22 protein-coding genes and 1 pseudogene are annotated in these 23,288 nt (G+C 61.9%); 13 read left to right on the top strand and 10 right to left on the bottom strand.

Going from position 1 to position 23,288, the window contains the following annotated elements; translation table 11 throughout:
- Window positions 1-53: 53 nt before the first annotated feature.
- Window positions 54-590, top strand: coding sequence for a peroxidase-related enzyme (locus ABLU73_RS14500; protein WP_004205112.1), 537 nt, complete (start codon window positions 54-56; stop codon window positions 588-590).
- Between the two features lie 20 nt (window positions 591-610).
- Here the strand turns inward: ABLU73_RS14500 and ABLU73_RS14495 are convergent, their stop codons facing one another.
- Window positions 611-1,081: a nuclear transport factor 2 family protein gene (locus ABLU73_RS14495; protein ID WP_032456743.1), complete on the bottom strand. Its 471-nt coding sequence runs from the start codon at window positions 1,079-1,081 to the stop codon at window positions 611-613.
- Window positions 1,078-1,710 carry a pyridoxamine 5'-phosphate oxidase family protein gene (locus ABLU73_RS14490; RefSeq protein WP_023319359.1) on the bottom strand — a complete coding sequence of 211 codons (633 nt, stop codon included), beginning with the start codon at window positions 1,708-1,710 and terminating at the stop codon, window positions 1,078-1,080. The genes ABLU73_RS14495 and ABLU73_RS14490 overlap by 4 nt, the downstream gene beginning before the upstream one ends.
- Before the next feature lie 95 nt (window positions 1,711-1,805).
- Between ABLU73_RS14490 and ABLU73_RS14485 the strand changes: the two genes are divergently transcribed.
- Window positions 1,806-2,720: a LysR substrate-binding domain-containing protein gene (locus ABLU73_RS14485; protein ID WP_348850249.1), complete on the top strand. Its 915-nt coding sequence runs from the start codon at window positions 1,806-1,808 to the stop codon at window positions 2,718-2,720.
- Here the strand turns inward: ABLU73_RS14485 and ABLU73_RS14480 are convergent.
- A pseudogene (locus ABLU73_RS14480) lies at window positions 2,717-4,197 on the bottom strand (MDR family MFS transporter). The gene ABLU73_RS14485 and the pseudogene ABLU73_RS14480 overlap by 4 nt on opposite strands.
- An 80-nt stretch (window positions 4,198-4,277) precedes the next feature.
- Between ABLU73_RS14480 and ABLU73_RS14475 the strand changes: the two are divergent.
- Window positions 4,278-4,925: a TetR/AcrR family transcriptional regulator gene (locus ABLU73_RS14475; protein WP_017900760.1), complete on the top strand. Its 648-nt coding sequence runs from the start codon at window positions 4,278-4,280 to the stop codon at window positions 4,923-4,925.
- A gap of 760 nt (window positions 4,926-5,685) precedes the next feature.
- On the opposite strand, the gene ABLU73_RS14470 is transcribed toward ABLU73_RS14475, so the two are convergent.
- A complete protein-coding gene (locus tag ABLU73_RS14470; protein ID WP_004205120.1) occupies window positions 5,686-6,102 on the bottom strand; it encodes a GNAT family N-acetyltransferase in 417 nt (138 codons plus the stop codon).
- On the opposite strand from ABLU73_RS14470, the gene ABLU73_RS14465 reads away from it, so the two are divergent.
- Window positions 6,077-6,193 (top strand): hypothetical protein, encoded by a 117-nt coding sequence (locus tag ABLU73_RS14465; protein WP_032431163.1) that lies wholly within the window; start codon window positions 6,077-6,079, stop codon window positions 6,191-6,193. The genes ABLU73_RS14470 and ABLU73_RS14465 overlap by 26 nt on opposite strands.
- Here the strand turns inward: ABLU73_RS14465 and ABLU73_RS14460 are convergent.
- Window positions 6,153-6,275 (bottom strand): hypothetical protein, encoded by a 123-nt coding sequence (locus ABLU73_RS14460; protein WP_032426094.1) that lies wholly within the window; start codon window positions 6,273-6,275, stop codon window positions 6,153-6,155. The genes ABLU73_RS14465 and ABLU73_RS14460 overlap by 41 nt on opposite strands.
- Before the next feature lie 205 nt (window positions 6,276-6,480).
- Here ABLU73_RS14460 and eefA point away from each other — a divergent pair, with 205 nt between their 5' ends.
- From eefA to ABLU73_RS14420, 8 genes are all read left to right on the top strand, one after another.
- The gene (gene eefA / locus ABLU73_RS14455) at window positions 6,481-7,605 is read left to right on the top strand and encodes a multidrug efflux RND transporter periplasmic adaptor subunit EefA (protein WP_032456753.1); all 1,125 of its coding nucleotides are present in this window, start codon (window positions 6,481-6,483) and stop codon (window positions 7,603-7,605) included.
- Window positions 7,605-10,712, top strand: coding sequence for a multidrug efflux RND transporter permease subunit EefB (gene eefB, locus ABLU73_RS14450; RefSeq protein ID WP_348850248.1), 3,108 nt, complete (start codon window positions 7,605-7,607; stop codon window positions 10,710-10,712). Before eefA ends, eefB begins: the two co-directional genes overlap by 1 nt.
- Window positions 10,713-10,715: 3 nt before the next feature.
- A complete protein-coding gene (gene eefC / locus ABLU73_RS14445) occupies window positions 10,716-12,080 on the top strand; it encodes a multidrug efflux RND transporter outer membrane subunit EefC (protein WP_004205125.1) in 1,365 nt (454 codons plus the stop codon).
- Between the two features lie 45 nt (window positions 12,081-12,125).
- The gene (locus ABLU73_RS14440) at window positions 12,126-13,289 is read left to right on the top strand and encodes a multidrug effflux MFS transporter (RefSeq protein ID WP_017900179.1); all 1,164 of its coding nucleotides are present in this window, start codon (window positions 12,126-12,128) and stop codon (window positions 13,287-13,289) included.
- A 162-nt stretch (window positions 13,290-13,451) separates the two neighbouring features.
- Window positions 13,452-14,354, top strand: a complete 903-nt coding sequence (murQ, locus tag ABLU73_RS14435) for an N-acetylmuramic acid 6-phosphate etherase (protein WP_348850247.1) — start codon at window positions 13,452-13,454, stop codon at window positions 14,352-14,354.
- Between the two features lie 24 nt (window positions 14,355-14,378).
- The gene (gene murP / locus ABLU73_RS14430; protein WP_049003859.1) at window positions 14,379-15,809 is read left to right on the top strand and encodes a PTS N-acetylmuramic acid transporter subunit IIBC; all 1,431 of its coding nucleotides are present in this window, start codon (window positions 14,379-14,381) and stop codon (window positions 15,807-15,809) included.
- A gap of 151 nt (window positions 15,810-15,960) precedes the next feature.
- Window positions 15,961-16,863 (top strand): DMT family transporter, encoded by a 903-nt coding sequence (locus ABLU73_RS14425; protein ID WP_004205129.1) that lies wholly within the window; start codon window positions 15,961-15,963, stop codon window positions 16,861-16,863.
- 106 nt (window positions 16,864-16,969) lie between these two features.
- Window positions 16,970-17,260, top strand: coding sequence for a YicS family protein (locus ABLU73_RS14420; protein WP_002923120.1), 291 nt, complete (start codon window positions 16,970-16,972; stop codon window positions 17,258-17,260).
- 3 nt (window positions 17,261-17,263) lie between these two features.
- Here ABLU73_RS14420 and ABLU73_RS14415 read toward each other — a convergent pair whose 3' ends face one another.
- Genes ABLU73_RS14415 through galB form a run of 4 tightly spaced genes read right to left on the bottom strand, consistent with a single transcriptional unit; the run spans window position 17,264 to window position 20,670 of the window.
- The gene (locus tag ABLU73_RS14415; RefSeq protein ID WP_023319368.1) at window positions 17,264-18,130 is read right to left on the bottom strand and encodes an NAD(P)-dependent oxidoreductase; all 867 of its coding nucleotides are present in this window, start codon (window positions 18,128-18,130) and stop codon (window positions 17,264-17,266) included.
- 2 nt (window positions 18,131-18,132) lie between these two features.
- Complete coding sequence (locus ABLU73_RS14410; protein WP_004205131.1) at window positions 18,133-19,218, bottom strand: 4-oxalomesaconate tautomerase; 1,086 nt, start codon at window positions 19,216-19,218, stop codon at window positions 18,133-18,135.
- Window position 19,219: 1 nt separating this feature from the next.
- Window positions 19,220-19,933 (bottom strand): 4-carboxy-4-hydroxy-2-oxoadipate aldolase/oxaloacetate decarboxylase, encoded by a 714-nt coding sequence (locus ABLU73_RS14405; protein ID WP_017900182.1) that lies wholly within the window; start codon window positions 19,931-19,933, stop codon window positions 19,220-19,222.
- A complete protein-coding gene (gene galB, locus ABLU73_RS14400; RefSeq protein ID WP_004205133.1) occupies window positions 19,930-20,670 on the bottom strand; it encodes a 4-oxalmesaconate hydratase in 741 nt (246 codons plus the stop codon). The genes ABLU73_RS14405 and galB overlap by 4 nt, the downstream gene beginning before the upstream one ends.
- A 127-nt stretch (window positions 20,671-20,797) precedes the next feature.
- On the opposite strand from galB, the gene ABLU73_RS14395 reads away from it, so the two are divergent.
- On the top strand, window positions 20,798-22,024 hold the full coding sequence (locus ABLU73_RS14395; protein WP_017900183.1) for a LysR family transcriptional regulator: 1,227 nt from the start codon (window positions 20,798-20,800) through the stop codon (window positions 22,022-22,024).
- Here the strand turns inward: ABLU73_RS14395 and ABLU73_RS14390 are convergent.
- Window positions 22,021-23,283, bottom strand: a complete 1,263-nt coding sequence (locus ABLU73_RS14390; protein WP_004205139.1) for a gallate dioxygenase — start codon at window positions 23,281-23,283, stop codon at window positions 22,021-22,023. The genes ABLU73_RS14395 and ABLU73_RS14390 overlap by 4 nt on opposite strands.
- Between the last annotated feature and the right edge of the window lie 5 nt (window positions 23,284-23,288).

The following is a 23,288-nucleotide window of genomic DNA, read 5'->3' as shown; positions in this document are numbered from 1 at the left end:
CCTAAGATGACCCCAATGCCAACACACACCCTCGATAACAACAGGAGTTAACCATGAGCCGTTTAGCTGATATCCGTGAACAAGACGCCACTGGCAAAGCCGCCGATATTTTCGCCGGGATCAAAAAAGCGATGGGCAAAGTGCCAAACGCCTACCTGACCATCGGCGGCCACTCGCCGGCGGCGTTGCAGCAGGCGCTGGCGCACAATGCGATGCTCCATAAAGGCAGCCTCAGCGCCCAACAGCTGGAGGCGATTAATCTGTCAGTCAGCGAAGCCACCGGCTGTGACTACTGCCTGGCCGCGCACACCCTGATGGCGAAAAAAGCCGGCTTCAGCAGCGAGCAGATCCACGCCCTGCGCCGCGGGGCGTATGCGGAAGAGACACAGCTTGATGCGCTGGTGAAATTTGCGCAGACTCTGGTCACCACCACCGGTACGCTGCCGGAAGCCGACGTCGCCGCGCTACGCAACGCCGGTTTTAGTGACCAGCAGGTGATTGAGATTATCAGCGCCATCAGCGCGATCCTGTTCACCAACATGGTGAACCGGGTTAACGACACGGTGGTCGACTTCCCGAAAGCCGATTAATCCGTCGCGCAGCGCCGGTTTTACAGCCCCAGATCGCTGAGCCCCGGATGATCGTCCGGGCGACGCCCCTGGGGCCAGTGGAACAGGCGCTCGCTTTCAGCGATCGGCAGATCGTTGATGCAGGCGTAGCGCGTCTGCATCAGTCCATGCTGATCAAACTCCCAGTTTTCATTGCCGTACGAGCGAAACCAGTTGCCGCTGTCGTCGCACCACTCGTAGGCGAAGCGCACGGCGATACGATTTTCCTGCCATGCCCACAGCTCCTTAATCAGCCGATATTGCTGCTCTTTGCGCCATTTCCGCTGCAGGAATTCGACAATTTCCCTCCTGCCGTGAACAAACTCGCTGCGGTTGCGCCATTCGCTGTCCACGGTGTAGGCCAGAGCGACCTTTTCGGCATCGCGGCTGTTCCAGCCATCTTCCGCGGCGCGGACCTTCTGGATAGCGCTGTCGCGGGTAAACGGCGGTAACGGGGGACGTTGTTCGGTCATGCTGACTCTCCTCTGCGGGCTAATTGCTGCTGCAGGCGCTGATTCTCCTGCTCCAGGTCATGAATACGTTGCTGCAGGTTCTGGCTGTACTCCGCCACCTGCTGCGCGCTGTAGCGCGGCGTAATGTGCTGCGGGCAGTTCCAGTCAAACGCCTGCAGATGAAAGAGAAACAGGCGCTCGATGCGGGCGCGATAGTTGGCCGGCGCTACCTGCGCCAGCAGCTGCGGGTGGTCCTCTGCCGCCACGACCTCGACGGTGGCGTAGATTTTCAGCCTGGCACGGCGTGGATAATCCATCAAAAACAGGCAGGCCCGGTCGCTGCCGCGCAGGTTGCCGGTGGTGATGTACTGACGGTTACCGCCGAAATCCGCCATCGCCAGGGTGGTGTCATCCAGCAGATGCAGAAACCCCGGCGGGCCGCCGCGGTGCTGGACATAGGGCCAGCCGCTCTGCGACACCGTCGCCAGATAGAAGCTGTCGCGGGTGGCGATCATCCCCGCTTCGCTGTCGCCGAAGCGGTCGGCCTGGCGGCGGCTATGCGGCGTTTGCCACAGCTGGTCGCTGCCCATTTCATGCTGCACATCCATCACGTCCGGGGTGATGGCGATATCGAGAAAGGTTGCTGCCATAGCGCCTCCTGTTGTCTGGCGCCATCATGGACTGTACTGCGAAAAATGATAATACTGGTATAGTGGCAATCATCTTTCCAGAAACCGGGAGAATAATGGATCGATTAAGCGCGATGGCGCTGCTGGTGAAAGTGACCGAGCTGGGGAGTATGTCAGCGGCGGCGCGGGCGCTGAATATGCCGTTGACCACCGTCAGCCGCCATATCGGCGAGCTGGAGAACACGCTGGGAGTGCGCCTGCTGGCGCGGACCACCCGCAAACTGACGCTCACCGACGCTGGGGTCGATTATGTCGCCGCCGCGCGGCGGACCCTCGAGGAGGTGGAAAACGCCGAACGCCAGGCGACGGGCGAGTATCAGGAGCCGAAAGGCGAGCTGGTGATCTCTGCGCCGACGATGTTTGGACGCCAGCACGTTCTCCCGGTGATCGCTGAATTTATCGCCCGTTACCCGCAAATTCGCGTCCGTTTGCTGCTCAGCGATCGTAACGCCGACCTGGTGGGCGACCATATCGATCTGGCGGTGCGGATTGGCGACCTGGCGGACAGCAGCATGGTGGCCACCCGCCTCGGCAGGATGCGCATTGTGGCCTGTGCCCATCCGGCGCTGCTGGCGAAATACGGCGAGCCGCAGCGGCCGCGCGATCTGGCGGCGCTGCCGATCATCCGTATTGAATCGCCGATGCCCTATCGCGGCTGGCGCTTTCGCGCCGCTGAGCGCGAGGACCAGCTAATTAATCTGCCGCCGGCGCTATCGGTCACCACGCCGGAGAGCGCTGCTGATGCCGCGCGGCTGGGGGTGGGCGTAGCTCGCTTACTGCACTATCAGGCGCTGGACGGCCTGCGACAGGGTGAGCTCCGTCTGCTGCTGGAACGCGTCGAGCCGGAACCGGCGCCGGTCCATTTGCTGTATACCGCGCGGGACCTGGCGCCGCTTAAGCTGCGAAAATTTATCGATTTTGCCGCGCCGGCGCTGCGTCAGGCGCTGCTGCGCATCGCCGGGGCCGCTTAGTGCGTCGCGGTCTTCAGCGGCGCCTCCTTTAACAGCCAGGAGAGGACAAACGCCACCGCCATAATGCCGGCCGCCATCAGGAACGCCGCGTGGATCGCCGCGCCGAAGGCGTCGAGATAGTCGAGGCGGATATCCGCGGGCAGGTGCTGCACCGCCACCGGATTCATTCCCGGCGGCAGTACCGCGCCTTCCGGCAACAGCTTTTGCAGGTTGCTCTGCAGTACGTGTGTGAACACCGCGCCAAACAGCGCCACGCCGATGGAGCCGCCGATCGAGCGGAACAGGGTCACGCCGGAAGTGGCCACGCCGTACAGCTTCGCCGGCATCGCGTTCTGCACCGCCAGGACCAGCACCTGCATCACCAGCCCCAGACCCGCCCCCAGCACGCCGGTAAACAGGTACAGCTGCCACAGCGGCGAGTGAATGGCGATCCGGGTCAGCAGCACCATGCCGGTCACGCCAAGCAGGGTGCCGAGGATCGGAAACAGGCGATATTTACCGGTCCGGCTGATGATCCGCCCACTGATAACCGAGGTCAGCAGCAGGCCGCCCATCAGGGGGATCAGCTGCAGCCCGGCCTCGGTGGGGGTTGCCTCCTTCACCACCTGCAGATAGAGCGGCAGGAAGGTGACCGACCCGAACAGCGACATGCCGATGACGAAGCCGATCAGGCTGCACAGCAGGAAGCTGCGGTTGCGGAACAGCGACAGCGGAATAATCGGCTCGGCGGCCATCCGCTCTTCGTAGATAAAGCCGATGACACCCACGATGCCGAAGGCCAGAATGCACCACAGCTGCGGGTCATTCCAGGCATGGACGCTGCCCCCTTCCGAGGTAAACAGGATGATACACAGCAACGCCATGCTGAGGTAAATCGCTCCCAGCCAGTCAATCTGATGCTGGCTGCGTTTATTGCTGCTGTGGAATACCGCGCCGATCACCAGCAGCGCGAAGAGGCCCAGCGGCAGATCCAGCGCCAGGAGGCGTGTTGCACCAGAAAGCCGCCGATCAGCGGGCCGATCACCGTCGCCAGGCCAAAAACGCCACCGAACAGCCCCTGATAGCGGCCGCGGTTGGCGGGCGGGATGACGTCGGCCACCGCCGCCATGCTGATCACCATCAGGCCGCCGCCGCCGAGCCCCTGCAGGCCGCGCATCAGCACCAGCTGGGTCATGTTTTGCGCCAGCCCGCAGAGGGCGGAGCCGACGAGAAACAGCCCAATCGCCACCTGCAGCACGATTTTGCGACCGAACAGATCGCCGAATTTACCGTACAGCGGCACCGCGATGGTGGAGCTGAGGATATAGGCGGTGACCACCCAGGAAAGCTTGTCCAGCCCCCCCAGTTCGCCGACAATCGTCGGCAGCGCGGTGGAGACAATGGTCTGATCCAGCGCGGAGAGCAGCATCACCAGTAGCAATGCGCTGAACAGCAGGCGTATCGACTGCACCGGTGGGTTTGCGACTTGAGTAGTCATCACAACGCTCGCTTGAAATTAATTAAATGCATAATTAATATTTAGTGAAAGAATGAGTCGGGTCAAGAGATCGCCATATCATGACAGCACAAAAGGATCAGAATGCCCCCCGCCGCCCGGGGCGACCGCGTGGAAAAAAATCGGGTACCGCCAACCGCGAACAGCTGATGGACATCGCCCTGACGCTGTTTGCCCGCGACGGTGCGGCCCGCGTGTCGTTGAACGCCATCGCCAAAGAGGCCGGGGTAACGCCGGCGATGCTGCATTACTATTTCAGTTCGCGGGATGCGCTGGTGACGCAGCTGATTGAGGAGCGCTTTATGCCGCTGCGCAACCACATCAGCCGCATCTTTGTCGACCATCCGCAGGACCCGGTGCTGGCGCTGACGATGATGGTCGAAACGCTGGCGCATATGGCGGAGAAGAACGCCTGGTTCGCGCCGCTGTGGATGCAGGAGATCATCGGCGAGATGCCGATCCTGCGTCAGCATATGGATGCCCGCTTCGGCGAGGAGCGTTTTCAGGTGATGCTGGAGGCAGTGCGCCGCTGGCAGCTGGAGGGCAAGATTAACCCGGCGCTGTCGCCGGAGCTGCTGTTTACCACGGTGATTAGCCTGGTGCTGGTGCCGTTTTCGCGCATCCACAGCGATCCGCGTTTACAGGCGGTCAACCGCCAGACCATCGTCAGCCACGCGCTGGCGTTGATGGGCCACGGCGTCGGGGGTTAAGCGCAGCCGCCGCCCGGCAAAAGCTTTTGTAGCCCGGATAAGGCGCCACGCGCCGCCATCCGGGATTTTCCCTGCTCGCGCTACGCTTAGCAGGGCTACAGCCGTAGGCCGGGTCAGGCGCAGCCGCCACCCGGCGAAATAACGGCACAACCGGAAATGTCCCTGTTCGCACTATGTTTGGCAGGGCCACAACGTTTAGCAGGGCTACCACTCCCGTGTTATATCCGGGCAGATTGCGCTCCCGGTTGATCTTCTGCGTTATGTCTCTTATGGAGCAGGGAGCGCACAGGGGGTGGCCAGTCGCCGCCGCCCCCTGTACTCCCGGGCTCCGGCCAGCAAAATCGCCGCTACGCGGTCCCTTCAACTTATCCCTGCAGGCTTCGGGTCGGGCCGAGGCAGCGTCCATGCAAAACACGGCCCTCAGCCCGCATCCATGCGGGCTGCCCCGGCCTTCCGGGAACGTCTCAGCGATTTTGAGGCCGCCAGCAACGGCAGTTTCAGTCGCGCAAGTGGGTATATCAACAACAGGCCGCTCGGCATCATGACGGGCACAGCACGAACCCCAGGACGGGTAAGGGGACAGCCGCCACCCGGCAAGAATACAGGTGACGTGCCTGATATCCTGCCCGGCGGCGCTGCGCTTGCCGGTCCTGGGTGGGGCGAAACTATGGGAGAACGGTGTAGGCCGGATAAGGCATTTATGCCGCCATCCGGCACAATCACAGGTACGGTACCTGACCGCCCGGCGATATCAGGATCGTTACAGCGCTTTCGACAAATAGTGACGCTGCATCCCCGCGTGCGGGAAGTCGGGCAGCGACATCTGCAACTGATAGCCTAATTTCTGATAAAACGGCAGCGCCTGGAAGCTAAAGGTATCCACCAGCAGATGGCTGCAGCCCAGCGCCTGCGCCTGCCGCTCCGCCTCCTGCATCAGCTCGCTTCCCAGACCGCGTCCGCGGGTCGCCTCGCTGACCCACAGATACTCAATACACAGCCAGTTGCCTTTGCGTTTGGCAATCAGCCCGCCCTGCATCACCCCTTGTGCATCGCGGGAGTAAACCCCCAGATCGCCAAACTGCGCCGCATCAAGATACTGCTGATTATAGTGCCGCAGACCGGCGAATAATTCTTGTTGATCGTCGGGATTAATGCTTTTTGTAATGATTAACGCCATTAACTATCTCCAGTATCGCGATGCCGAATGGTTATTTTCCCTCTCCACTTTCACAAAAAATTCTTATTTTCTCCATGATTATTTGCCTTAATTTTTTGCGTTCTAAAAGTAAGCAAAAAAACCTTTCCATTATCGCGGCGGATCGTATAATGGCAAAAAATGAGAATGATCATTCTCACCACAAACCAGAGGAGATGCGCTTTTCACCTCCTGAAGGCCGAAGAGGTTGGCTTCAGCGGAGACACAATAACAATCACGTTCAGGAACATCTGTGTTCCTTTTTTGTCATTTTCGCTTAGCCGAAAATGCCTCAGCGCCCAACCTATTCCCTCGTTTTTAAATAAACGGGGCGGACGTCTTATATCTTGAGAAAATATAATGAAATACATCATAGCTCCCATCGCGACAGCATTATTTCTCCTTAGCGGATGCGATAATGCGCAGACATCTGCCCCGCAGCAACCCACGCCGGAAGTGGGCGTGGTCACTCTGCAAAGCCAGCCGGTTCCGGTAGTCAGCCAGCTCACCGGCCGCACCACCGCCTCGCTCAGCGCCGAAGTACGCCCGCAGGTGGGCGGCATCATCCAGAAGCGCCTGTTTACCGAAGGCGATATGGTGAAGGCCGGGCAGGCCCTTTACCAGATCGATCCCTCCAGCTATCGCGCGACCTGGAACGAAGCGGCGGCGGCGCTGAAACAGGCCCAGGCGCTGGTAGTCTCCGACTGCCAGAAGGCTCAGCGCTACGCGTCGCTGGTCCGGGATAACGGCGTCTCCCGCCAGGATGCCGACGACGCCGCCTCCACCTGCGCCCAGGACAAGGCCAGCGTGGAATCGAAGAAAGCGGCGCTGGAGAGCGCGCGCATCAACCTGAACTGGACCACCGTCACCGCGCCGATTGCCGGGCGTATCGGCATCTCGTCGGTCACGCCGGGGGCGCTGGTCTCCGCCGATCAGGATACCGCGCTGGCGACGATCCGCGGGCTCGACACCATGTATGTCGATCTGACGCGATCCAGCGTCGATCTCCTGCGCTTACGCAAACAAAGCCTGGCCAGCAACAGCGACACCCTCAGCGTGACGTTAACCCTGGAAGATGGCAGCACCTATCAGGAAAAAGGGCGTCTGGCGCTCACCGAAGTCGCCGTCGATGAATCCACCGGCTCGGTAACCCTGCGCGCTATCTTCCCCAACCCGCAGCACGTCCTGTTGCCGGGGATGTTTGTTCGCGCGCGCATCGATGAAGGCATCATGAACGACGCGATCCTCGCCCCGCAGCAGGGGATTACCCGCGATGCCAAAGGCAACGCCACGGCGCTGGTGGTCGATGCCGACAACAAAGTTGCGCAGCGCGCCGTGGAAACCGGCGACACCTACGGCGATAAATGGCTGGTGCTGAGCGGCCTGAAAGCGGGCGACAAGCTGATCGTCGAAGGCACCGGTAAAGTGGCCCCTGGCCAGACGGTGAAGGCCGTTGCCGTCAACAATAACGGAGGCAACGCCTGATGTTCTCCCGTTTCTTCGTGCGTCGCCCGGTCTTTGCCTGGGTGATCGCCATTCTGATTATGCTCGCCGGCGTGCTGGCGATCCGCACCCTACCGGTGGGCCAGTATCCGGACGTCGCCCCGCCGGCGGTGAAAATCTCCGCCACCTATACCGGCGCCTCTGCCGAAACCCTGGAGAACAGCGTCACCCAGGTCATCGAGCAGCAGCTTACCGGCCTCGACCATCTGCTCTACTTCAGCTCTACCAGCAGCTCCGACGGCTCGGTCAGCATCACCGTCACCTTTGAGCAGGGGACCGACCCGGACACCGCCCAGGTGCAGGTGCAGAACAAAGTCCAGCAGGCGGAATCGCGGCTGCCGAGCGAAGTCCAGCAGTCCGGCGTGACGGTGGAAAAATCGCAGAGCAGCTTCCTGCTGATCCTCGCGGTGTATGACAAAACCGACCGCGCCACCAGCTCCGATATCTCCGACTGGCTGGTCAGCAACCTGCAGGATCCGCTGGCGCGCGTGGAGGGCGTCGGCAGCCTGCAGGTGTTCGGCGCCGAATACGCGATGCGCGTCTGGATGGATCCGACCAAACTCGCCTCCTACTCGCTGATGCCTTCCGACGTCCAGTCGGCGATTGAGGCGCAGAACGTGCAGATCTCCGCCGGTAAAATCGGCGCCCTGCCGTCGTCCAGCGCCCAGCAGCTGACCGCCACCGTACGCGCGCAGTCGCGGCTGCAAACCCCCGATCAGTTCAAAGCGATCATCGTGAAAAGCCAGGCCGACGGCTCGGTGGTGCGCCTGAGCGATGTCGCGCGGGTGGAGATGGGCAGCGAGGATTATACCGCTACCGCCAATCTGAACGGCCATCCGGCCGCCGGGATCGCGGTGATGATGGCCCCCGGCGCCAACGCGCTGGATACCGCGACCCTGGTGAAAAGCAAGATCGCCGAATTCCAGCGTCAGATGCCGCAGGGATACGATATCGCCTATCCGAAGGACAGCACCGAGTTTATTAAAATTTCGGTCGAGGACGTGATTCAGACCCTGTTCGAAGCGATCGTTCTCGTGGTCTGTGTGATGTATCTGTTCCTGCAGAATTTCCGCGCGACGCTCATTCCGGCGGTGGCGGTGCCGGTGGTGCTGCTCGGCACCTTCGGGGTGCTGGCGCTGTTCGGCTACTCGATTAACACCCTGACGCTGTTCGCCATGGTGCTGGCGATCGGCCTGCTGGTGGACGACGCCATCGTGGTGGTGGAGAACGTCGAGCGCATTATGCGCGACGAAGGGCTGCCCGCCCGTGAAGCCACCGAAAAATCGATGGGCGAAATCTCCGGCGCGCTGGTGGCGATCGCCCTGGTGCTGTCGGCGGTGTTCCTGCCGATGGCCTTCTTCGGCGGCTCGACCGGGGTCATTTATCGCCAGTTCTCGGTGACCATTATCTCAGCGATGATGCTGTCGGTGGTGGTGGCCCTGACCCTCACCCCGGCGCTGTGCGGCGCGCTGCTCAGCCACTCCAGGCCTCATACCAAAGGGTTCTTCGGCGCGTTTAACCGCCTGTGGGGGCGTACGGAAGCGGGCTACCAGCGCCGCGTGCTCGGCGGCCTGCGCCGGGGCGCGGTGATGATGGGCGCTTACGTCCTGATTTGCGGGGCGATGGCGCTGGCGATGTGGAAACTGCCGGGCAGCTTCCTGCCGGTGGAGGACCAGGGCGAGATCATGGTCCAGTACACCCTGCCCGCCGGGGCCACTGCGGTGCGCACCGCCGAGGTGCGCCGCCAGGTAACCAACTGGTTCCTGACGAAAGAGAAAGCCAATACCAACGTCATTTTCACCGTCGACGGCTTCAGCTTTAGCGGCAGCGGTCAGAACGCCGGGATGGCCTTCGTGTCGCTGAACAACTGGTCGCAGCGCAAAGGCGACGACAATACCGCCCAGGCCATCGCCCTGCGCGCCAACAAAGAACTTGGGGCGATCCGCGACGCCACCCTGTTCGCCATGACGCCGCCGTCGGTGGACGGTCTCGGACAGAGCAACGGCTTCACCTTCGAGCTGATGGCCAGCGGCGGTACCGACCGCGACAGCCTGATGAAGCTGCGCAGTCAGCTACTGGCGGCGGCCAACCAGAGCGGCGAGCTGCAGTCGGTGCGCGCCAACGACCTGCCGCAGATGCCGCAGCTGCAGGTGGATATCGATAACAACAAAGCGGTCTCGCTGGGGCTGTCGCTGAGCGACGTGACCGATACGCTCTCCAGCGCCTGGGGCGGCGCCTACGTGAATGACTTTATCGATCGCGGCCGGGTGAAGAAGGTCTATATCCAGGGCGAGAGCGACGCGCGCGCGGTGCCCTCCGACCTTGGCAAATGGTTCGTTCGCGGCAGCGATAACAGCATGACGCCGTTCTCCGCCTTCGCCACCACCCACTGGCAATACGGCCCGGAAAGCCTGGTGCGCTACAACGGCTCCGCCGCCTTTGAGATCCAGGGCGAAAACGCCGCCGGCTTCAGCTCCGGCGCGGCGATGGACAAGATGGAAAAGCTGGCCGACAGCCTGCCGGCGGGCTCCACCTGGGCGTGGAGCGGCATTTCGCTGCAGGAAAAGCTGGCCAGCGGCCAGGCGATGAGCCTGTACGCCATTTCGATTCTGGTGGTGTTCCTGTGCCTGGCGGCGCTGTATGAGAGCTGGTCGGTGCCGTTCTCGGTGATCATGGTCATCCCGCTCGGCCTGCTCGGCGCGGCGCTGGCGGCGACGCTGCGCGGCTTAAGCAATGACGTTTACTTCCAGGTGGCGCTGCTGACCACCATCGGCCTGTCGTCGAAGAACGCCATTCTGATCGTCGAGTTCGCTGAATCCGCCGTGGATGAGGGGTATTCGCTCTCCCGGGCGGCGATCCGCGCCGCGCAGACCCGTCTGCGCCCCATTGTCATGACCTCGCTGGCGTTTATTGCCGGGGTGCTGCCGCTGGCCGTCGCCACTGGCGCCGGGGCCAACAGCCGCGTGGCGATCGGCACCGGCATCATCGGCGGCACCCTGACGGCCACCCTGCTGGCGGTGTTCTTTGTGCCGCTGTTCTTCGTGCTGGTGAAACGCTTCTTCACTCGCCAACGTCCTTCTCAGGAGTAAAGTATGTTTCGTTTGAGTTTTATGTTTATCGCGCTCCTGACCGCGGGCTGCGTCTCGCTTGACCCGCATTATGATCGCCCGGCCGCGCCGGTGCCGGCCACCCTGCCCGGGGCGCACGGCGAATCGACGGCGGTGGTCGGCGACTGGCAGAAAGTGGTCAATGACGCGCGGCTGAAAAAAGTGGTCAGTATCGCGCTGAACAGCAACCGCGATGTGCAAAAGGCGCTGGCCGATATCGAGGCCGCGCGCGCCCAGTACGGCGAGACGCGGGCGTCGCTGTTTCCCACTGTCGATGCCGAGCTGAGCCATACCCGCAGCAAAACGGTGGCCAGCGGCCTGAGCTCAACTTCGCAGGCCGACGGCGCGGTCTCCAGCTTCGAGCTGGATCTGTTTGGCAAGAACCAGAGCCTGTCGCGCGCGGCGCGCGAAACCTGGCTTGCCAGCGAATTCACCGCGCAGAATACCCGACTGACGATGATTGCCGATTTGACCACCGCCTGGGTGACGCTGGCGACGGATAACAGCAATCTGGCGCTGGCGCAGCAGACCATGGACAGCGCAGCAAACTCGCGCAACATCGTCGCCCGCCAGATGGCGGTGGGCACCGCCTCCGCCGGCGATTTAAGCTCGGCGGAAAGCGTCTATCAGCAGGCGCGCGCCAGCGTCGCCAGCTACCGCACGCTGGTGGCGCAGGATAAAAACGCCATTAACCTGCTGGCGGGGGAAACCGTGCCGGAGAGCCTGCTGCCCGGCACCCTCGAAAGTCTGGGGGATAACAGCATCGCCCTGGTGCCGGCGGGGGTGTCGTCGTCGGTGCTGCTGCGCCGGCCGGATATACAGGAAGCGGAGCACAACCTGAAGAGCGCCAATGCCGATATCGGCGCGGCGCGGGCGAATTTCTTCCCGTCGATTTCCCTGACCGCCAGCGCCGGGGTCGGCAGCGACTCGCTGTCGTCACTGTTCAGCCACGGGATGCAGGTGTGGTCGTTCGCCCCCTCCATCAGCCTGCCGCTGTTCACCGGCGGCAGCAACCTGGCGCAGTTGCGCTATGCGGAAGCGGAGAAAAAGGGGCTGATCGCCACCTACGAGAAATCGATTCAGAGCGCCTTTAAGGACGTTGCCGATGCGCTGGCCCGCCGGGAAACGCTGAGCGAAGAGCTCGATGCCCAGCGGCAGTACGTCGCCGCCGAGCAGACCTCGCTGGATATCGCCATGAAGAGCTATCAGGCCGGGGTCGGCGATTATCTGTCGGTGCTTACGGCCCAGCGCACGCTGTGGTCGGCGAAGACGACGCTGCTGTCCCTGCAGCAGACCGACCTCAATAACCGGATCACCCTCTGGCAGTCGCTGGGCGGCGGCGCCAGTTAATTTCACCCGCCGGGCGGCCGCGCCCGGCTTCTGTAAGGAATCGTTATGCCACGTGTTTCCCTCTCCTGGGCGCTGATCCTCGGCCTGCTGTCGGGCATCGGCCCGCTGTGCACGGATTTTTATCTGCCGGCGCTGCCGGAGATAACTCAGCAACTGCAGGCCACCAGCACCCAGACCCAGCTGTCGCTGACCGCCGCGCTGATTGGCCTCGGCCTGGGTCAGCTGTTTTTCGGCCCGCTGAGCGACCGCATTGGCCGCCTGAAACCCCTGGCGCTGTCCCTGCTGCTGTTTATCTTCTCTTCGGCGATGTGCGCCCTGACAAGGGATATCAACATGCTGATTGTCTGGCGTTTTTTACAGGGCTTCGCCGGCGCCGGCGGTTCGGTGCTGTCGCGCTCCATCGCCCGCGATAAATACCAGGGCACCCTGCTGACCCAGTTTTTCGCCCTGCTGATGACGGTGAACGGCATTGCGCCGGTTCTGTCACCGGTGCTGGGCGGCTACGTGATCACCGCCTTCGACTGGCGAATTCTCTTCTGGACGATGGCCGCCATTGGCGGCGCGCTGCTGGTGATGAGCCTGACTATCCTGCGGGAAACGCGCCCGGCCGCGGCAACCAATGCGACCCGCCAGCGGCCCGGCCAGCCGGTGCTGAAGAATCGTCGTTTTCTACGCTTCTGCCTGATTCAGGCCTTTATGATGGCCGGACTGTTCTCCTACATCGGCTCCTCTTCCTTCGTGATGCAGAGCGAATACGGCATGAGCGCCATGCAGTTCAGCCTGCTGTTCGGTCTGAACGGTATCGGGCTGATTATCGCGGCGATGATCTTTTCCCGTCTGGCGCGCCGCTTCAGCGCCGAAAGCCTGCTGCGCGGCGGCCTGACGCTGGCGGTGAGCTGCGCGGCGATCATGCTGCTGTTTGCCTGGCTGCAGCTGCCGGTGCTGGCGCTGGTCGGCCTGTTCTTTACCGTGTCGCTGATGAGCGGCATCAGCACCGTCGCCGGCGCGGAGGCGATGAGCGCCGTTGACGCCGCCCAGTCCGGGACCGCGTCCGCGCTGATGGGCACCCTGATGTTTGTCTTCGGCGGCATCGCCGCGCCGCTGGCGGGCCTCGGTGGCGAAACGATGCTGAAAATGAGCCTCGCGATGGCGATCTGCTACCTGCTGGCGCTGCTAATGGGCCTCAGCCAGCCGCGCAGCGCGCGCTAAACGCCAGGTGCGGTAATAAAATATTCCATCTTTATTACCGCACCATTTCCCGCCATCTCTACCATTCTCGTATTATTCTCCGCGTACTAATCGTGATACTCTTCACATGCAAGGAATAAATAATTCCTTATACTGCGCACGACTGAGAATAACGAGGTTTCTATGAGTATCGACCTGAGCAAACTGCTGACCGAGCGACGCAACGCCAACAGCGCCAACATTGACACCCTTTCCACCCTTGAGATGCTGACGGTGATAAACCAGGAAGACCAGCAGGTGGCCCAGGCGATTACGCCCTATCTGCCGCAGATTGCCGAGGTGGTGGATAAGGTCGCGACGGCGCTGCAGGCCGGTGGCCGCTTGATTTATATCGGCGCGGGCACCTCAGGGCGTCTGGGGATCCTCGATGCCAGCGAATGCCCACCGACCTTCGGCACCCGCCCGGAGCAGGTGGTGGGGATCATCGCCGGCGGACATAAAGCGATTCTCAGCGCCGTGGAAAACGTGGAAGACAACAAAGCGCAGGGGGCGATGGATCTGCAGAACCTGAACTTCAGCCACCGCGATGTGCTGGTGGGGCTGGCGGCCAGCGGACGCACGCCGTACGTCATTGGCGCCATGGAGTATGCCCATCGCCAGAATGCCTTTGTCGCCATCGTCAGCTGTAACCCGCATGGCGAAATGGCCCAGCTGGCGGACGTCGCCATCACCCCGGTCGTCGGCCCGGAGGTGGTGACCGGCTCGACCCGCCTGAAAGCCGGCACCGCGCAGAAGCTGGTGCTGAACATGATCTCCACCGGGGCGATGATCCGCATCGGCAAGGTCTACAGCAACCTGATGGTCGACGTCGAAGCGACAAACGCCAAGCTGATTGAGCGCCAGGTTTCCATCGTGATGGAGGCGACCGACTGCGATCGCCCCGCCGCCCAGAAGGCGCTGGAGGCCTGCGGCCGCCACTGTAAAACCGCGATCGTGATGGTGCTGGCGGGCTTAAGCGCCGAAGAGGCGCAGTCGCTGCTGGCAAAAAACAACGGCTATATCCGCAAGGCGCTCAGCAACACCTGAGCGCCGACAGACAGGTAACGGGCAATGGCAAAAATAACGAAAGAGATGATAGCGCGGATCCTCGCCCACGTGGGCGGCGCCGCAAACGTCGCGCAGGCGGGCAACTGCATGACGCGCCTGCGCTTGACCCTGCGCGATGAAGGGCTGGCCGACACCACCGCCATCCGCCAGATTGACGGCGTGATGGGGGTGATCGTCAGCGACGAGCAGTTCCAGGTAGTGCTCGGCCCCGGCAAAGCGCAAACCGCCGCCGAGATGATGAACGGCCTGCTGGAGGAGGCCCCCGCCGCGCCGTCGCTGGCCGATGTCGCGGCGGAGAGAAAACAGGCGCTGAAGGGCAAGCAGACCAGCGCGGTGCAGAAGTTTCTCGCCAAATTCGCCACCATCTTTACGCCGCTAATCCCCGGCTTTATCGCCGTCGGGCTGCTGCTGGGCTTCGCCACCCTGGCGGAACAGGTTTTCGTGCTGGAGAACGCCCATCCGAACGCCAGCCTGGTGGCGCTGATTGGCTATATGAAGGTCTTCAGCAAAGGGATGTTCACCTTCCTGAGCATCCTGATTGGCTATAACGCTCAGAAGGCGTTCGGCGGCTCCGGGGTAAACGGCGCGATTATCGCCTCGCTGTTCGTGCTGGGCTACAACCCGGAGGCGACCAGCGGCGTCTACGCCGGGATCTCCACCTTCTTCGGCCACAGCATCGATCCGCGCGGCAATATCATCGGCGTACTGATCGCCGCCATCCTTGGCGCGTGGGTTGAACGCCAGGTGCGGCGGGTAATGCCGGCCAACCTCGATATGATCCTCACCTCGGCGGTGACGCTGCTGATCATGGGCGCGGTGACCTTTACGGTGATCATGCCGATTGGCGGCTGGTTGTTTACCGGCATGTCGTGGTTGTTCCTGCATCTTAATGGCAATCCGTTTGGCTCGGCGGTGCTGGCCGGTCTGTTCCTGCTGGCGGTGATGTTCGGCGTCCATCAGGGGTTTGTCCCGGTCTATTTTGCGCTGGTGGATGCCCAGGGCTTTAACTCGCTGTTCCCGATCCTGGCGATGGCCGGGGCCGGGCAGGTGGGGGCGGCGCTGGCGCTGTTCTGGCGGGCGAAGCGCGATTCGCTGCTGCGAACCCAGATTAAGGGGGCGATTATTCCGGGCTTCCTCGGGATTGGCGAGCCGCTGATCTACGGCGTCACCTTGCCGCGGATGAAGCCGTTTGTTACCGCCTGCCTCGGCGGCGCCTGCGGCGGCTTCTTCGTCGGGCTGATCGCCTGGCTGGGGCTGCCGGTCGGCCTGAACACCGTGTTCGGTCCGTCCGGGCTGGTGGCGCTGCCGCTGATGACCTCCGGCAGCGGGATTTACGCCGGGATGGCGGTTTACGCCGGCGGACTGGCGGTCTCCTACCTGTGCGGCTTTGTGCTCACCTGGCTGTTCGGCAGTAAAAATGTCGATTTAAGCTAGAACGCGATTGTCGGGTCATGCCCGGCGGCGACTTCGCCTTCCCGGGCCTGCAAAATCGTTCTGCCGCCGCGGCCAACTACCATTTCCTGCCCCGCCGCCGGGGCGGGCGCATGCTATGATTCCCCTTTGTCACATTTCACCAGAGGAAAAGATGGGCTCCAGCAAAAAAGGGATGCTGAACGTACTGATTGCCGCCGTGCTGTGGGGCAGTTCCGGGGTATGCGCGCAGTTTATTATGCAGGAAAGCCAGATGTCGTCGCCGTTTCTGACCATGACGCGTCTGCTGTTCGCCGGGCTGATCCTGCTGATGCTCGGCTTTGTTCACGGCGACCGCATTTTCCGCGTGCTGCAAAACCGCCGCGACGCCGTCAGCCTGCTGTTTTTCTCGCTGTTTGGCGCGTTAACCGTGCAATTCACCTTTTTGATGACCATTGAAAAATCGAATGCCGCCACGGCCACGGTGCTGCAGTTCCTGTCCCCGACGATCATCGTCGCCTGGTTCGCCCTCGCCCGCAAAGCGCGCCCCACTCCGTTGGTGCTGGGGGCTATCTGCACCTCGCTGGCGGGCACCTTTCTGCTGGTAACCCACGGCAACCCGACGACGCTGTCGATTTCGCCGGCGGCGCTGTTCTGGGGGATCGCCTCGGCGTTTGCCGCCGCGTTTTATACCACCTATCCCTCGACGCTAATTGCCCGCTACGGGACGCTACCGATCGTCGGCTGGAGTATGTTGTTCGGCGGTGCGATGCTGCTGCCGTTTTACGGCGGCCAGGGCACCGATTTTGTGGTGAACGGCAGCCTGCTGTTAGCTTTTTTCTACCTGGTGGTGATCGGTACTTCGCTGACATTCAGCCTTTATCTTAACGGCGCGCAGAAGATTGGCGGCGCCAAAGCCGGGATCCTCAGCTGCGCCGAACCGCTGAGCAGCGCCCTGCTGTCGCTCCTGCTGCTGGGGATCACCTTCACGCTGCCGGACTGGCTGGGCACTCTGCTGATCCTGGCGTCGGTGGTGCTGATCGCTATCGACTCGCGGCGGCGGGTGAGAGCCGCCTGAGGCGATGATAACAAACGCCTTTTCAATAAGTTAAATTAACCGCTATTTGCGTGTTTTCCCACCTGCGCATATAGTTGACGGAAGCGATTACGGAAGGAGAAGCCTGATGAAAGCATGTTGGATGGTATGCCTGGTCACCGCCCTGAGCGCCACGTCGGCGTGGGCCGAATCACCGCTGCAAAGCCTGCAGTTCGAGCAGCAAAAGCAGCAAGTGCTCAAAGCGGTGAAGGAAAAATGCGCGCCAGCAAGCCACCTCAGCGACAACGATTTTGCCAATAAAGTGCTGGCGACCGACGGCAACAAGAACGCGGTCCGCGAAGCGACGCTGGCGAAAGAGCGCAATAACCAAAAAAGCTACCAGGCCGCAATCGACAAAATCGTCTGTCCGGCCAAATAGCGGTTATTTCAGCCTGGCGACCAGCGTTTTCCAGTCAAACGGCGTCAGCTGCCTGTAGCTCAGGCTACGGGCGGCCATCTGCTCCGGAAGCTGGCGCTGGCTTTTCGCGATCGCCTCGCTCATTATCCCGGCGCTCCCCACATCACGCAGGGTTTTTACCACCTCTTCCATCTCTTCGCTGCGCCGAACGCCATGTTCCGCCACCCGGCTGATCAGATAGTCGGGAAACGCGCCTGTCCAGCCCAGAGACGGGAAACTATGATGCAAGGAGCTAAGCACCTCCTCCTCGACGCCATATTCACGGGCCGCGAACAGGCATTCTGTGGTGAGCGCTTCAAGACCTTTGATCATCACGCTACGGCACATTTTTATCGCCGACACCTGGCCCACCGTACTGGCGCCATAGCGGGCATTCAGCCCCAGCCCCTGCAGACGCGGCGCGATCGCCTCCGCCTGCGGCCCGCCGATCAATAACGGTGTCTGCAATCGGGCCGGCGGCACCGGCGCCATCACCGCGACATCAATGTAGGCGCCGGGCAGAAAATGTTCAGCTGCCTGCCGTTTCGTTTCCGGCGCCACGGAGTTGAGATCGAGGAAATATTGCCCCGGCTGCAGCAGCGCGGCGGCCTGCTGCGCGACCTTTAGCGCCTCACCGGCGGTCACAGTAGAAAAAATCAGCGCGGCGCTCTCCAGCGCCTGCGCCAGCGAACTCCCCGCCTGAACGCGCGAATCACCGGCTTTCCTGACCATTGCCTCTCGCTCCGGGCCATTGAGCTTGCAATCCCATATGGTCACCGCATGCTCACGGGCCAGATCTGCCGCCAGAATGCCACCCGCCTCGCCAAAACCAATAAACGCGATTGTCGTCATCATTACTCCTCACGCGGCCAGACGCGGGCCGGAATAAAAACTTCGCCAGCAAACAGCAGTCGCGCCGTGCGTAACAGGCCGCAGCCTGTCAGGGCGCCGTCTGCGTCAAGCTGAAGCGTCACGCTAAATTCGCCTGTCGGATGCTCAACGCTGAGCAGCGGCGTAGCGCCTGGCGCGACCTGCGCCATGCCCTGCGCGACGGATCCAGGAAGCAGACAGGCGCTGGCCACGCTCACCGCGCCAAATACGCCGATCGACGCGTGGCAGCGGTGCGGGATAAAGGTGCGGCTGCTGATAGCGCCGCCGTGTCGCGGCTCGGCGATCAGGGTCATCTTGGGCACCGTGCGCTGGCTGACGTCGCCAAGCTGCATCAGCGGCCCGGCCTGCAGGCGAATCGACTCCAGGCGACGTTTAAGCGCGTCGTCATTATCCAGCTGTTCGCGCGTCTCATAGCCGGTGCAACCGAGGTCGCACGCGCGCAGCAGGATCACCGGCATTCCGTTATCGATGCAGGTCACCTCGACGCCGTCAAAACGGTCACGGACCCGGCCGGTCGGCAGCAGTGCCCCGCAGCTGGAGCCTGCCACATCAAGAAAATGGAGCAGGATCGGGCTGGCGCTGCCCGGCACGCCATCGATACGACTCTCGCCGACGTAGTCGACCCCGTCGGCATCGCAGGGGATCTCTGCCACCGCCAGTTGCCCCGTGTTCTCCATATAAATACGCACCCGAGTGAGCGGCGCATCGTGGCGAATCAGCCCACGCTCGATGGCGAAAGGGCCAACGGCGGCAAGAATATTGCCGCAGTTTTGGCCGTAGTCCACAGAGGCCCCCGTCACGTTCACCTGGGCAAACAGATAGTCCACATCGGCGTCAGGCCGTGCGGAGCGGCGGATAATCGCCACTTTACTGGTCAGCGGATCGGCGCCGCCGATCCCGTCAATTTGCCGGGGATCAGGCGAGCCCATCACCGCCAGCAGCACCGCATCACGTTGCACCGGATCGGCAGGCAGATCGTCAGCCAGAAAACAGGCCGCCTTCGAGGTGCCGCCGCGCATCCATAGACAGGGAATTCCGCGTTGCGCCATCTTACTCCTCCACCTCATCTGCGCTGTCGTAATACCGCAGCCCCTTTTCCGCCAGACGCTGGCGCATCGCGTAAATATCCAGCCCCAGCTCGCCATGGCGCATCCGCTCACGCTTCGCAAGCTCATTGCTCATGCGTGCTTCCGCTTTATCGAGCACATCACGCACCTGGGCGTGAGGCAGCACCACGACGCCATCGTCGTCGGCCACCACGACATCGCCCGGCTGCACAAGCTGGCCTGCGCAAATCACCGGGACGTTAACCGAGCCGAGGCTCTCTTTCACCGTTCCCTGGGCATAAACCTGACGGGACCAGACAGCGAATCCCATCTCCCGCAACGTTTGCGAATCGCGAATGCCGATATCGCCCACCAGACCGACCACACCGCGCGATTGGAGAGACGTCGCCAGCAGATCGCCGAAGAAGCCATCGCCGCACGGCGACGTCGGGGCCACCACCAGAATATCGCCGGCGCGGCACTGCTCGACCGCGACATGAAACATCCAGTTGTCGCCTGGCGTCACCAGTACCGTGACCGCGTTGCCCGCCCGGCTGACGCCCTGCTGAATCGGACGGATTGCCGGCCCCATCAGCCCCTGGCGTGCCCAGGCTTCATGGAGCGTCGCTACCCCGGCCGCCTCACAGCGGCGCAAAACCGCCTCGTCATGGCGCGGCAGATGGCGGATCACAAGGCCTTTTTTATTTAACAGCTTCATGCCAGGTTCTCCGTTACGCGGGGGAAGATGCTCTGGAAGGCTTCACCGTGAACGATATCACGCGCGGCCGTGATGCCGATGTTGCGTTTGGCCTGCACTCCGCGCTGCAGCGCCACGCGGGTGTAGTACTCCCACAAATGCTCCTGGCCCTGCATACACTGAATGGCCTGATACTTTTTCTCCCAGACAGTGGTGATGTCCAGCAGCACATCAGGCTTCCAGTTGCACTGCTCCGGCTGGTGCGGTTCGAAACAGTAAACCGGGGGAGCAGCGACAATTTTCTCGCCGGGGCGATAGCCTTCTGCCTGAGCGATAATCCGAGCCTCCTGAGCCAGGTGGGAGGCCAGCGGGTGATCGTAGTTATAGGGATCCTGCAGCGAGTGCGTCAGAACAAAGTGGGGCTGGATACGGCGATACACATCCGCCAGACGAAACAGCGTCTCTTTATCGGCGCGCAACGGATAGTCGCCGATATCAAAGAATTCGACGCTGGCGCCCAGGATCTCGGCGGCGGCCTGCGCCTCTTCGCGACGGACTTGCTTCACCGCCTCCTCGGTCATGTTGCCTTTACGCCACAGTTTGGCGGACTCGCCGCGCTCGCCAAAGGACAAACAGACCACATGGACCTGATAGCCCTGCAGGGCATGCAGGGCTATCGCACCGCCCGCGCGCCAGACGAAATCGGCCGAGTGGGCGCTGACGACAAGGGCACTTTTTTCGCTAACCGGATGAGACATGATGGCTTCCTCTGTTGTTTTTTTCAGCTTGTCATGTCCCGCCGTTGGAAGGTAATTCGTTAACTTGCGAAGGCTATGATTTTTATTTATGTTGTCGACTCACTCACTATTTCAGGCCTGACGAATAATGCTGAAGAGAAAGCACGATAAAATCATAAATATCATGCAGCTGCGCTTTTTTTGTCAGGTCGCGCTGCGCGGAAGCGTCTCGCGTGCTGCCGATGACTTATTCCGCACGCAGTCAGCGATAACCCGGGCTATCCGCGACCTTGAAGCCGCGTTGAACGTCACGCTGTTCGAACGCCATTACAGCGGCATGGTGCCCACCGAGTATGGCAAGTGCATCCTGCCGCGCGCCCGGCGGGCGATTGACGACCTGCAGGCCATCCCGGCGCTGTTGCAGAAGCACCATACCCGCACCAGCGGCCCGCTGGCGGACGCCGGTTGGCTGTTCAATACCCGCCGGTTAGCCATTTTTATTCAGCTCTATCACGTCAACCATACCCAAACCGTCGCGCAACAGTTGGGGATCACCCAGCCGGCGGTCAGCGCCGCGCTGAAGGTCCTGGAGAAAGGGGCGGATTCGGCGCTGTTTCGCCGAACGCCAGAAGGGGTGCGTCCCACGCCTGCCGCTGAACTGCTCTATCCCCCGGTGAGCAGAGCGCTCAACGAGCTGGAAAACATCTGGAGCGATCTCGCCGCCCGTCGCGGGGTGCTGGAGGGCACCGTGCGCATTGGCGCCCTGCCGCTGAGTCGCACCCGGCTACTGCCCTCCGCCATTGCCGCCTTTCTGGCCCAGCACCCGGGTATTACCCTCATGACCAATGAAAGCCCGTATGAGTCGCTGGTCGCCGATATGCGCGCAGGTAATATCGATTTTATTATCGGCGCCCTGCGTCAGGATGAAGATCTCCCGGACCTCTGTAGCGAGGCGTTATTCGAAGAGGATATGCTGATTTTACTGCGTAATAACCACCCGCTGCTGCGCCATCCGGATCCGCGCAGCCAGCTGGCGACAGCGCAATGGGTGCTGCCGCGCGCCAACGCGCCGGCGCGCCATTTGCTGGATAAGGCGTTTGTCACCCTGGGGCTGCCGCTGCCCCAGCCGACGGTGGAGACCGGGGATGCGGCGATGGTGCGAGGATTGCTGCAGGACTCCGACATGCTGGCGGCGGTTTCCGCCAGCCAGATGCGTTTTGAAACTGACAATGGGTTGCTCAGCGTGTTGCCGGTCCCCCTGCCCGATACCACCCGGCGTATCGGGCTGACGTTTCGCGCCGGCAGCCTACCCTCCCCGGCGACGCAGGCGCTGTTGCGTTTTATTTATCAGCAGGTTCAGGACGGGACTGTTTAACGTTTACCCGCCACCGAATAGGTTACCTGTTGGTTGCGCGTTTGCTGAAACGCCTCCAGCGTCTGCCCGCGCATCGCGGCGTAAATATGCAGGTTGGATACGCCGACCACCGCGCCCATTTTCTCCAGCAGGAAGAAACTGGCGCCATACTGAATCAATCCCCGCCAGTCGCGTGCGTTGAGCAACTGCTGTTCCTCCTCACTCAGTCCGGCTTCGGCATAAAGCGACTGAGGCGACTGCAGAAAACGTTCGCGCCAGGCAGGCTCAATCAGCCGATGCAGGAAACGGTTAAGCCGCAAGCCATTCAGGCTGCGCTCGTGGGTAAAAGGATAGGTTCCCGGCAGTTTCTCCACCCCGGCCAGCTGCTGCGCCATATGCTGGCGATGGCGCGTCAGGGTATCGACGGGGGGCAGGCGCGCATTGTTCTCAAGGATCAGCGTAGCGATACCGGTCATCGACGGCAGGTAATAGTCGCGCCAGGTTTCGGTGACATTGGCTGATAGCGCGCCGCGCATCACCAGCCACATGATCACCTCAGACCCTTCCATTCCCCCCAGCTCGGCATATTCGCCAAGGGTCATTTCGGTAAGCTTTTCCGGGTCATTAACCAGCATGTCAACAAACTGGGCATCCCAGTCGGGATTATTAAATCCGCAGCGCTCGCCATGAACCTGATGCGAGAGCCCGCCGGTCGCGACAATCGCCACATTGATATCTTCCGGGAAGCTTTCAATTGCCCGGCGCAGCGCCTGGCCGAGTCGGTAACAACGGCGCGCGCTCGGTACCGGAAATTGCAGCACGCCGATCTGTAACGGGATTACCGCCGTCGGCCACCCCTGCGCTTCATCCCAGGGCAACAGCGCCGAAAGCGGCGAGAAAAGGCCGTGGTCGAGCTTTTTATCCATAAAGAACGACATATCAAACTCATCGGCCATCAGGCTGGCGCCAATGTGCCTTGAGAGCGCCGCATTGCCCTGGACCGGCGGCAGACAGCGTGGTCCGCCGCCTTCATCGGCAACGTCATATTGACTATCGATTCCCAGCGTAAATGTCGAATAGTGATCGAAGAAAAAGGCGGTCACATGGTCATTAAAGATGTACACCAGCGCATCCGGTTTTTTCTCCTCCAGCCAGCGCTGCAGCGGTTCGAAGCTCTGGAAGATCGGCGACCATGCCGGGTCCTGCTGTTTATGATGATCGACCGCGAAGCCGATAGTCGGGGTATGAGAGACGGCGATACCGCCGAGAATGTTAGCCATCAGAT

This window comes from Klebsiella sp. GG_Kp175, assembly GCF_040062325.1.
In the GTDB taxonomy this organism is placed as follows: domain Bacteria; phylum Pseudomonadota; class Gammaproteobacteria; order Enterobacterales; family Enterobacteriaceae; genus Klebsiella; species Klebsiella quasipneumoniae.
The sequence above is the reverse complement of the archived record's forward strand: the minus strand, read 5'-3'. Positions and strand labels throughout refer to the sequence as shown.

Excerpts from the sequence above, each read along its gene's own strand:
- ABLU73_RS14410 (WP_004205131.1), bottom strand. The coding sequence starts at position 19,218 with ATGGCGCAACGCGGAATTCCCTGTCTATGGATGCGCGGCGGCACCTCG.
- eefB (WP_348850248.1), top strand. The coding sequence starts at position 7,605 with ATGTTCTCCCGTTTCTTCGTGCGTCGCCCGGTCTTTGCCTGGGTGATC.
- ABLU73_RS14415 (WP_023319368.1), bottom strand. The coding sequence starts at position 18,130 with ATGACGACAATCGCGTTTATTGGTTTTGGCGAGGCGGGTGGCATTCTG.
- eefA (WP_032456753.1), top strand. The coding sequence starts at position 6,481 with ATGAAATACATCATAGCTCCCATCGCGACAGCATTATTTCTCCTTAGC.
- ABLU73_RS14440 (WP_017900179.1), top strand. The coding sequence starts at position 12,126 with ATGCCACGTGTTTCCCTCTCCTGGGCGCTGATCCTCGGCCTGCTGTCG.
- ABLU73_RS14485 (WP_348850249.1), top strand. The coding sequence starts at position 1,806 with ATGGATCGATTAAGCGCGATGGCGCTGCTGGTGAAAGTGACCGAGCTG.
- galB (WP_004205133.1), bottom strand. The coding sequence starts at position 20,670 with ATGTCTCATCCGGTTAGCGAAAAAAGTGCCCTTGTCGTCAGCGCCCAC.
- ABLU73_RS14500 (WP_004205112.1), top strand. The coding sequence starts at position 54 with ATGAGCCGTTTAGCTGATATCCGTGAACAAGACGCCACTGGCAAAGCC.
- ABLU73_RS14470 (WP_004205120.1), bottom strand. The coding sequence starts at position 6,102 with ATGGCGTTAATCATTACAAAAAGCATTAATCCCGACGATCAACAAGAA.
- murQ (WP_348850247.1), top strand. The coding sequence starts at position 13,452 with ATGAGTATCGACCTGAGCAAACTGCTGACCGAGCGACGCAACGCCAAC.
- ABLU73_RS14460 (WP_032426094.1), bottom strand. The coding sequence starts at position 6,275 with ATGATCATTCTCATTTTTTGCCATTATACGATCCGCCGCGATAATGGA.
- ABLU73_RS14495 (WP_032456743.1), bottom strand. The coding sequence starts at position 1,081 with ATGACCGAACAACGTCCCCCGTTACCGCCGTTTACCCGCGACAGCGCT.
- murP (WP_049003859.1), top strand. The coding sequence starts at position 14,379 with ATGGCAAAAATAACGAAAGAGATGATAGCGCGGATCCTCGCCCACGTG.
- ABLU73_RS14390 (WP_004205139.1), bottom strand. The coding sequence starts at position 23,283 with ATGGCTAACATTCTCGGCGGTATCGCCGTCTCTCATACCCCGACTATC.
- ABLU73_RS14420 (WP_002923120.1), top strand. The coding sequence starts at position 16,970 with ATGAAAGCATGTTGGATGGTATGCCTGGTCACCGCCCTGAGCGCCACG.
- ABLU73_RS14405 (WP_017900182.1), bottom strand. The coding sequence starts at position 19,933 with ATGAAGCTGTTAAATAAAAAAGGCCTTGTGATCCGCCATCTGCCGCGC.
- ABLU73_RS14490 (WP_023319359.1), bottom strand. The coding sequence starts at position 1,710 with ATGGCAGCAACCTTTCTCGATATCGCCATCACCCCGGACGTGATGGAT.
- ABLU73_RS14465 (WP_032431163.1), top strand. The coding sequence starts at position 6,077 with ATGCTTTTTGTAATGATTAACGCCATTAACTATCTCCAGTATCGCGAT.
- ABLU73_RS14395 (WP_017900183.1), top strand. The coding sequence starts at position 20,798 with ATGCTGAAGAGAAAGCACGATAAAATCATAAATATCATGCAGCTGCGC.
- ABLU73_RS14425 (WP_004205129.1), top strand. The coding sequence starts at position 15,961 with ATGGGCTCCAGCAAAAAAGGGATGCTGAACGTACTGATTGCCGCCGTG.
- eefC (WP_004205125.1), top strand. The coding sequence starts at position 10,716 with ATGTTTCGTTTGAGTTTTATGTTTATCGCGCTCCTGACCGCGGGCTGC.
- ABLU73_RS14475 (WP_017900760.1), top strand. The coding sequence starts at position 4,278 with ATGACAGCACAAAAGGATCAGAATGCCCCCCGCCGCCCGGGGCGACCG.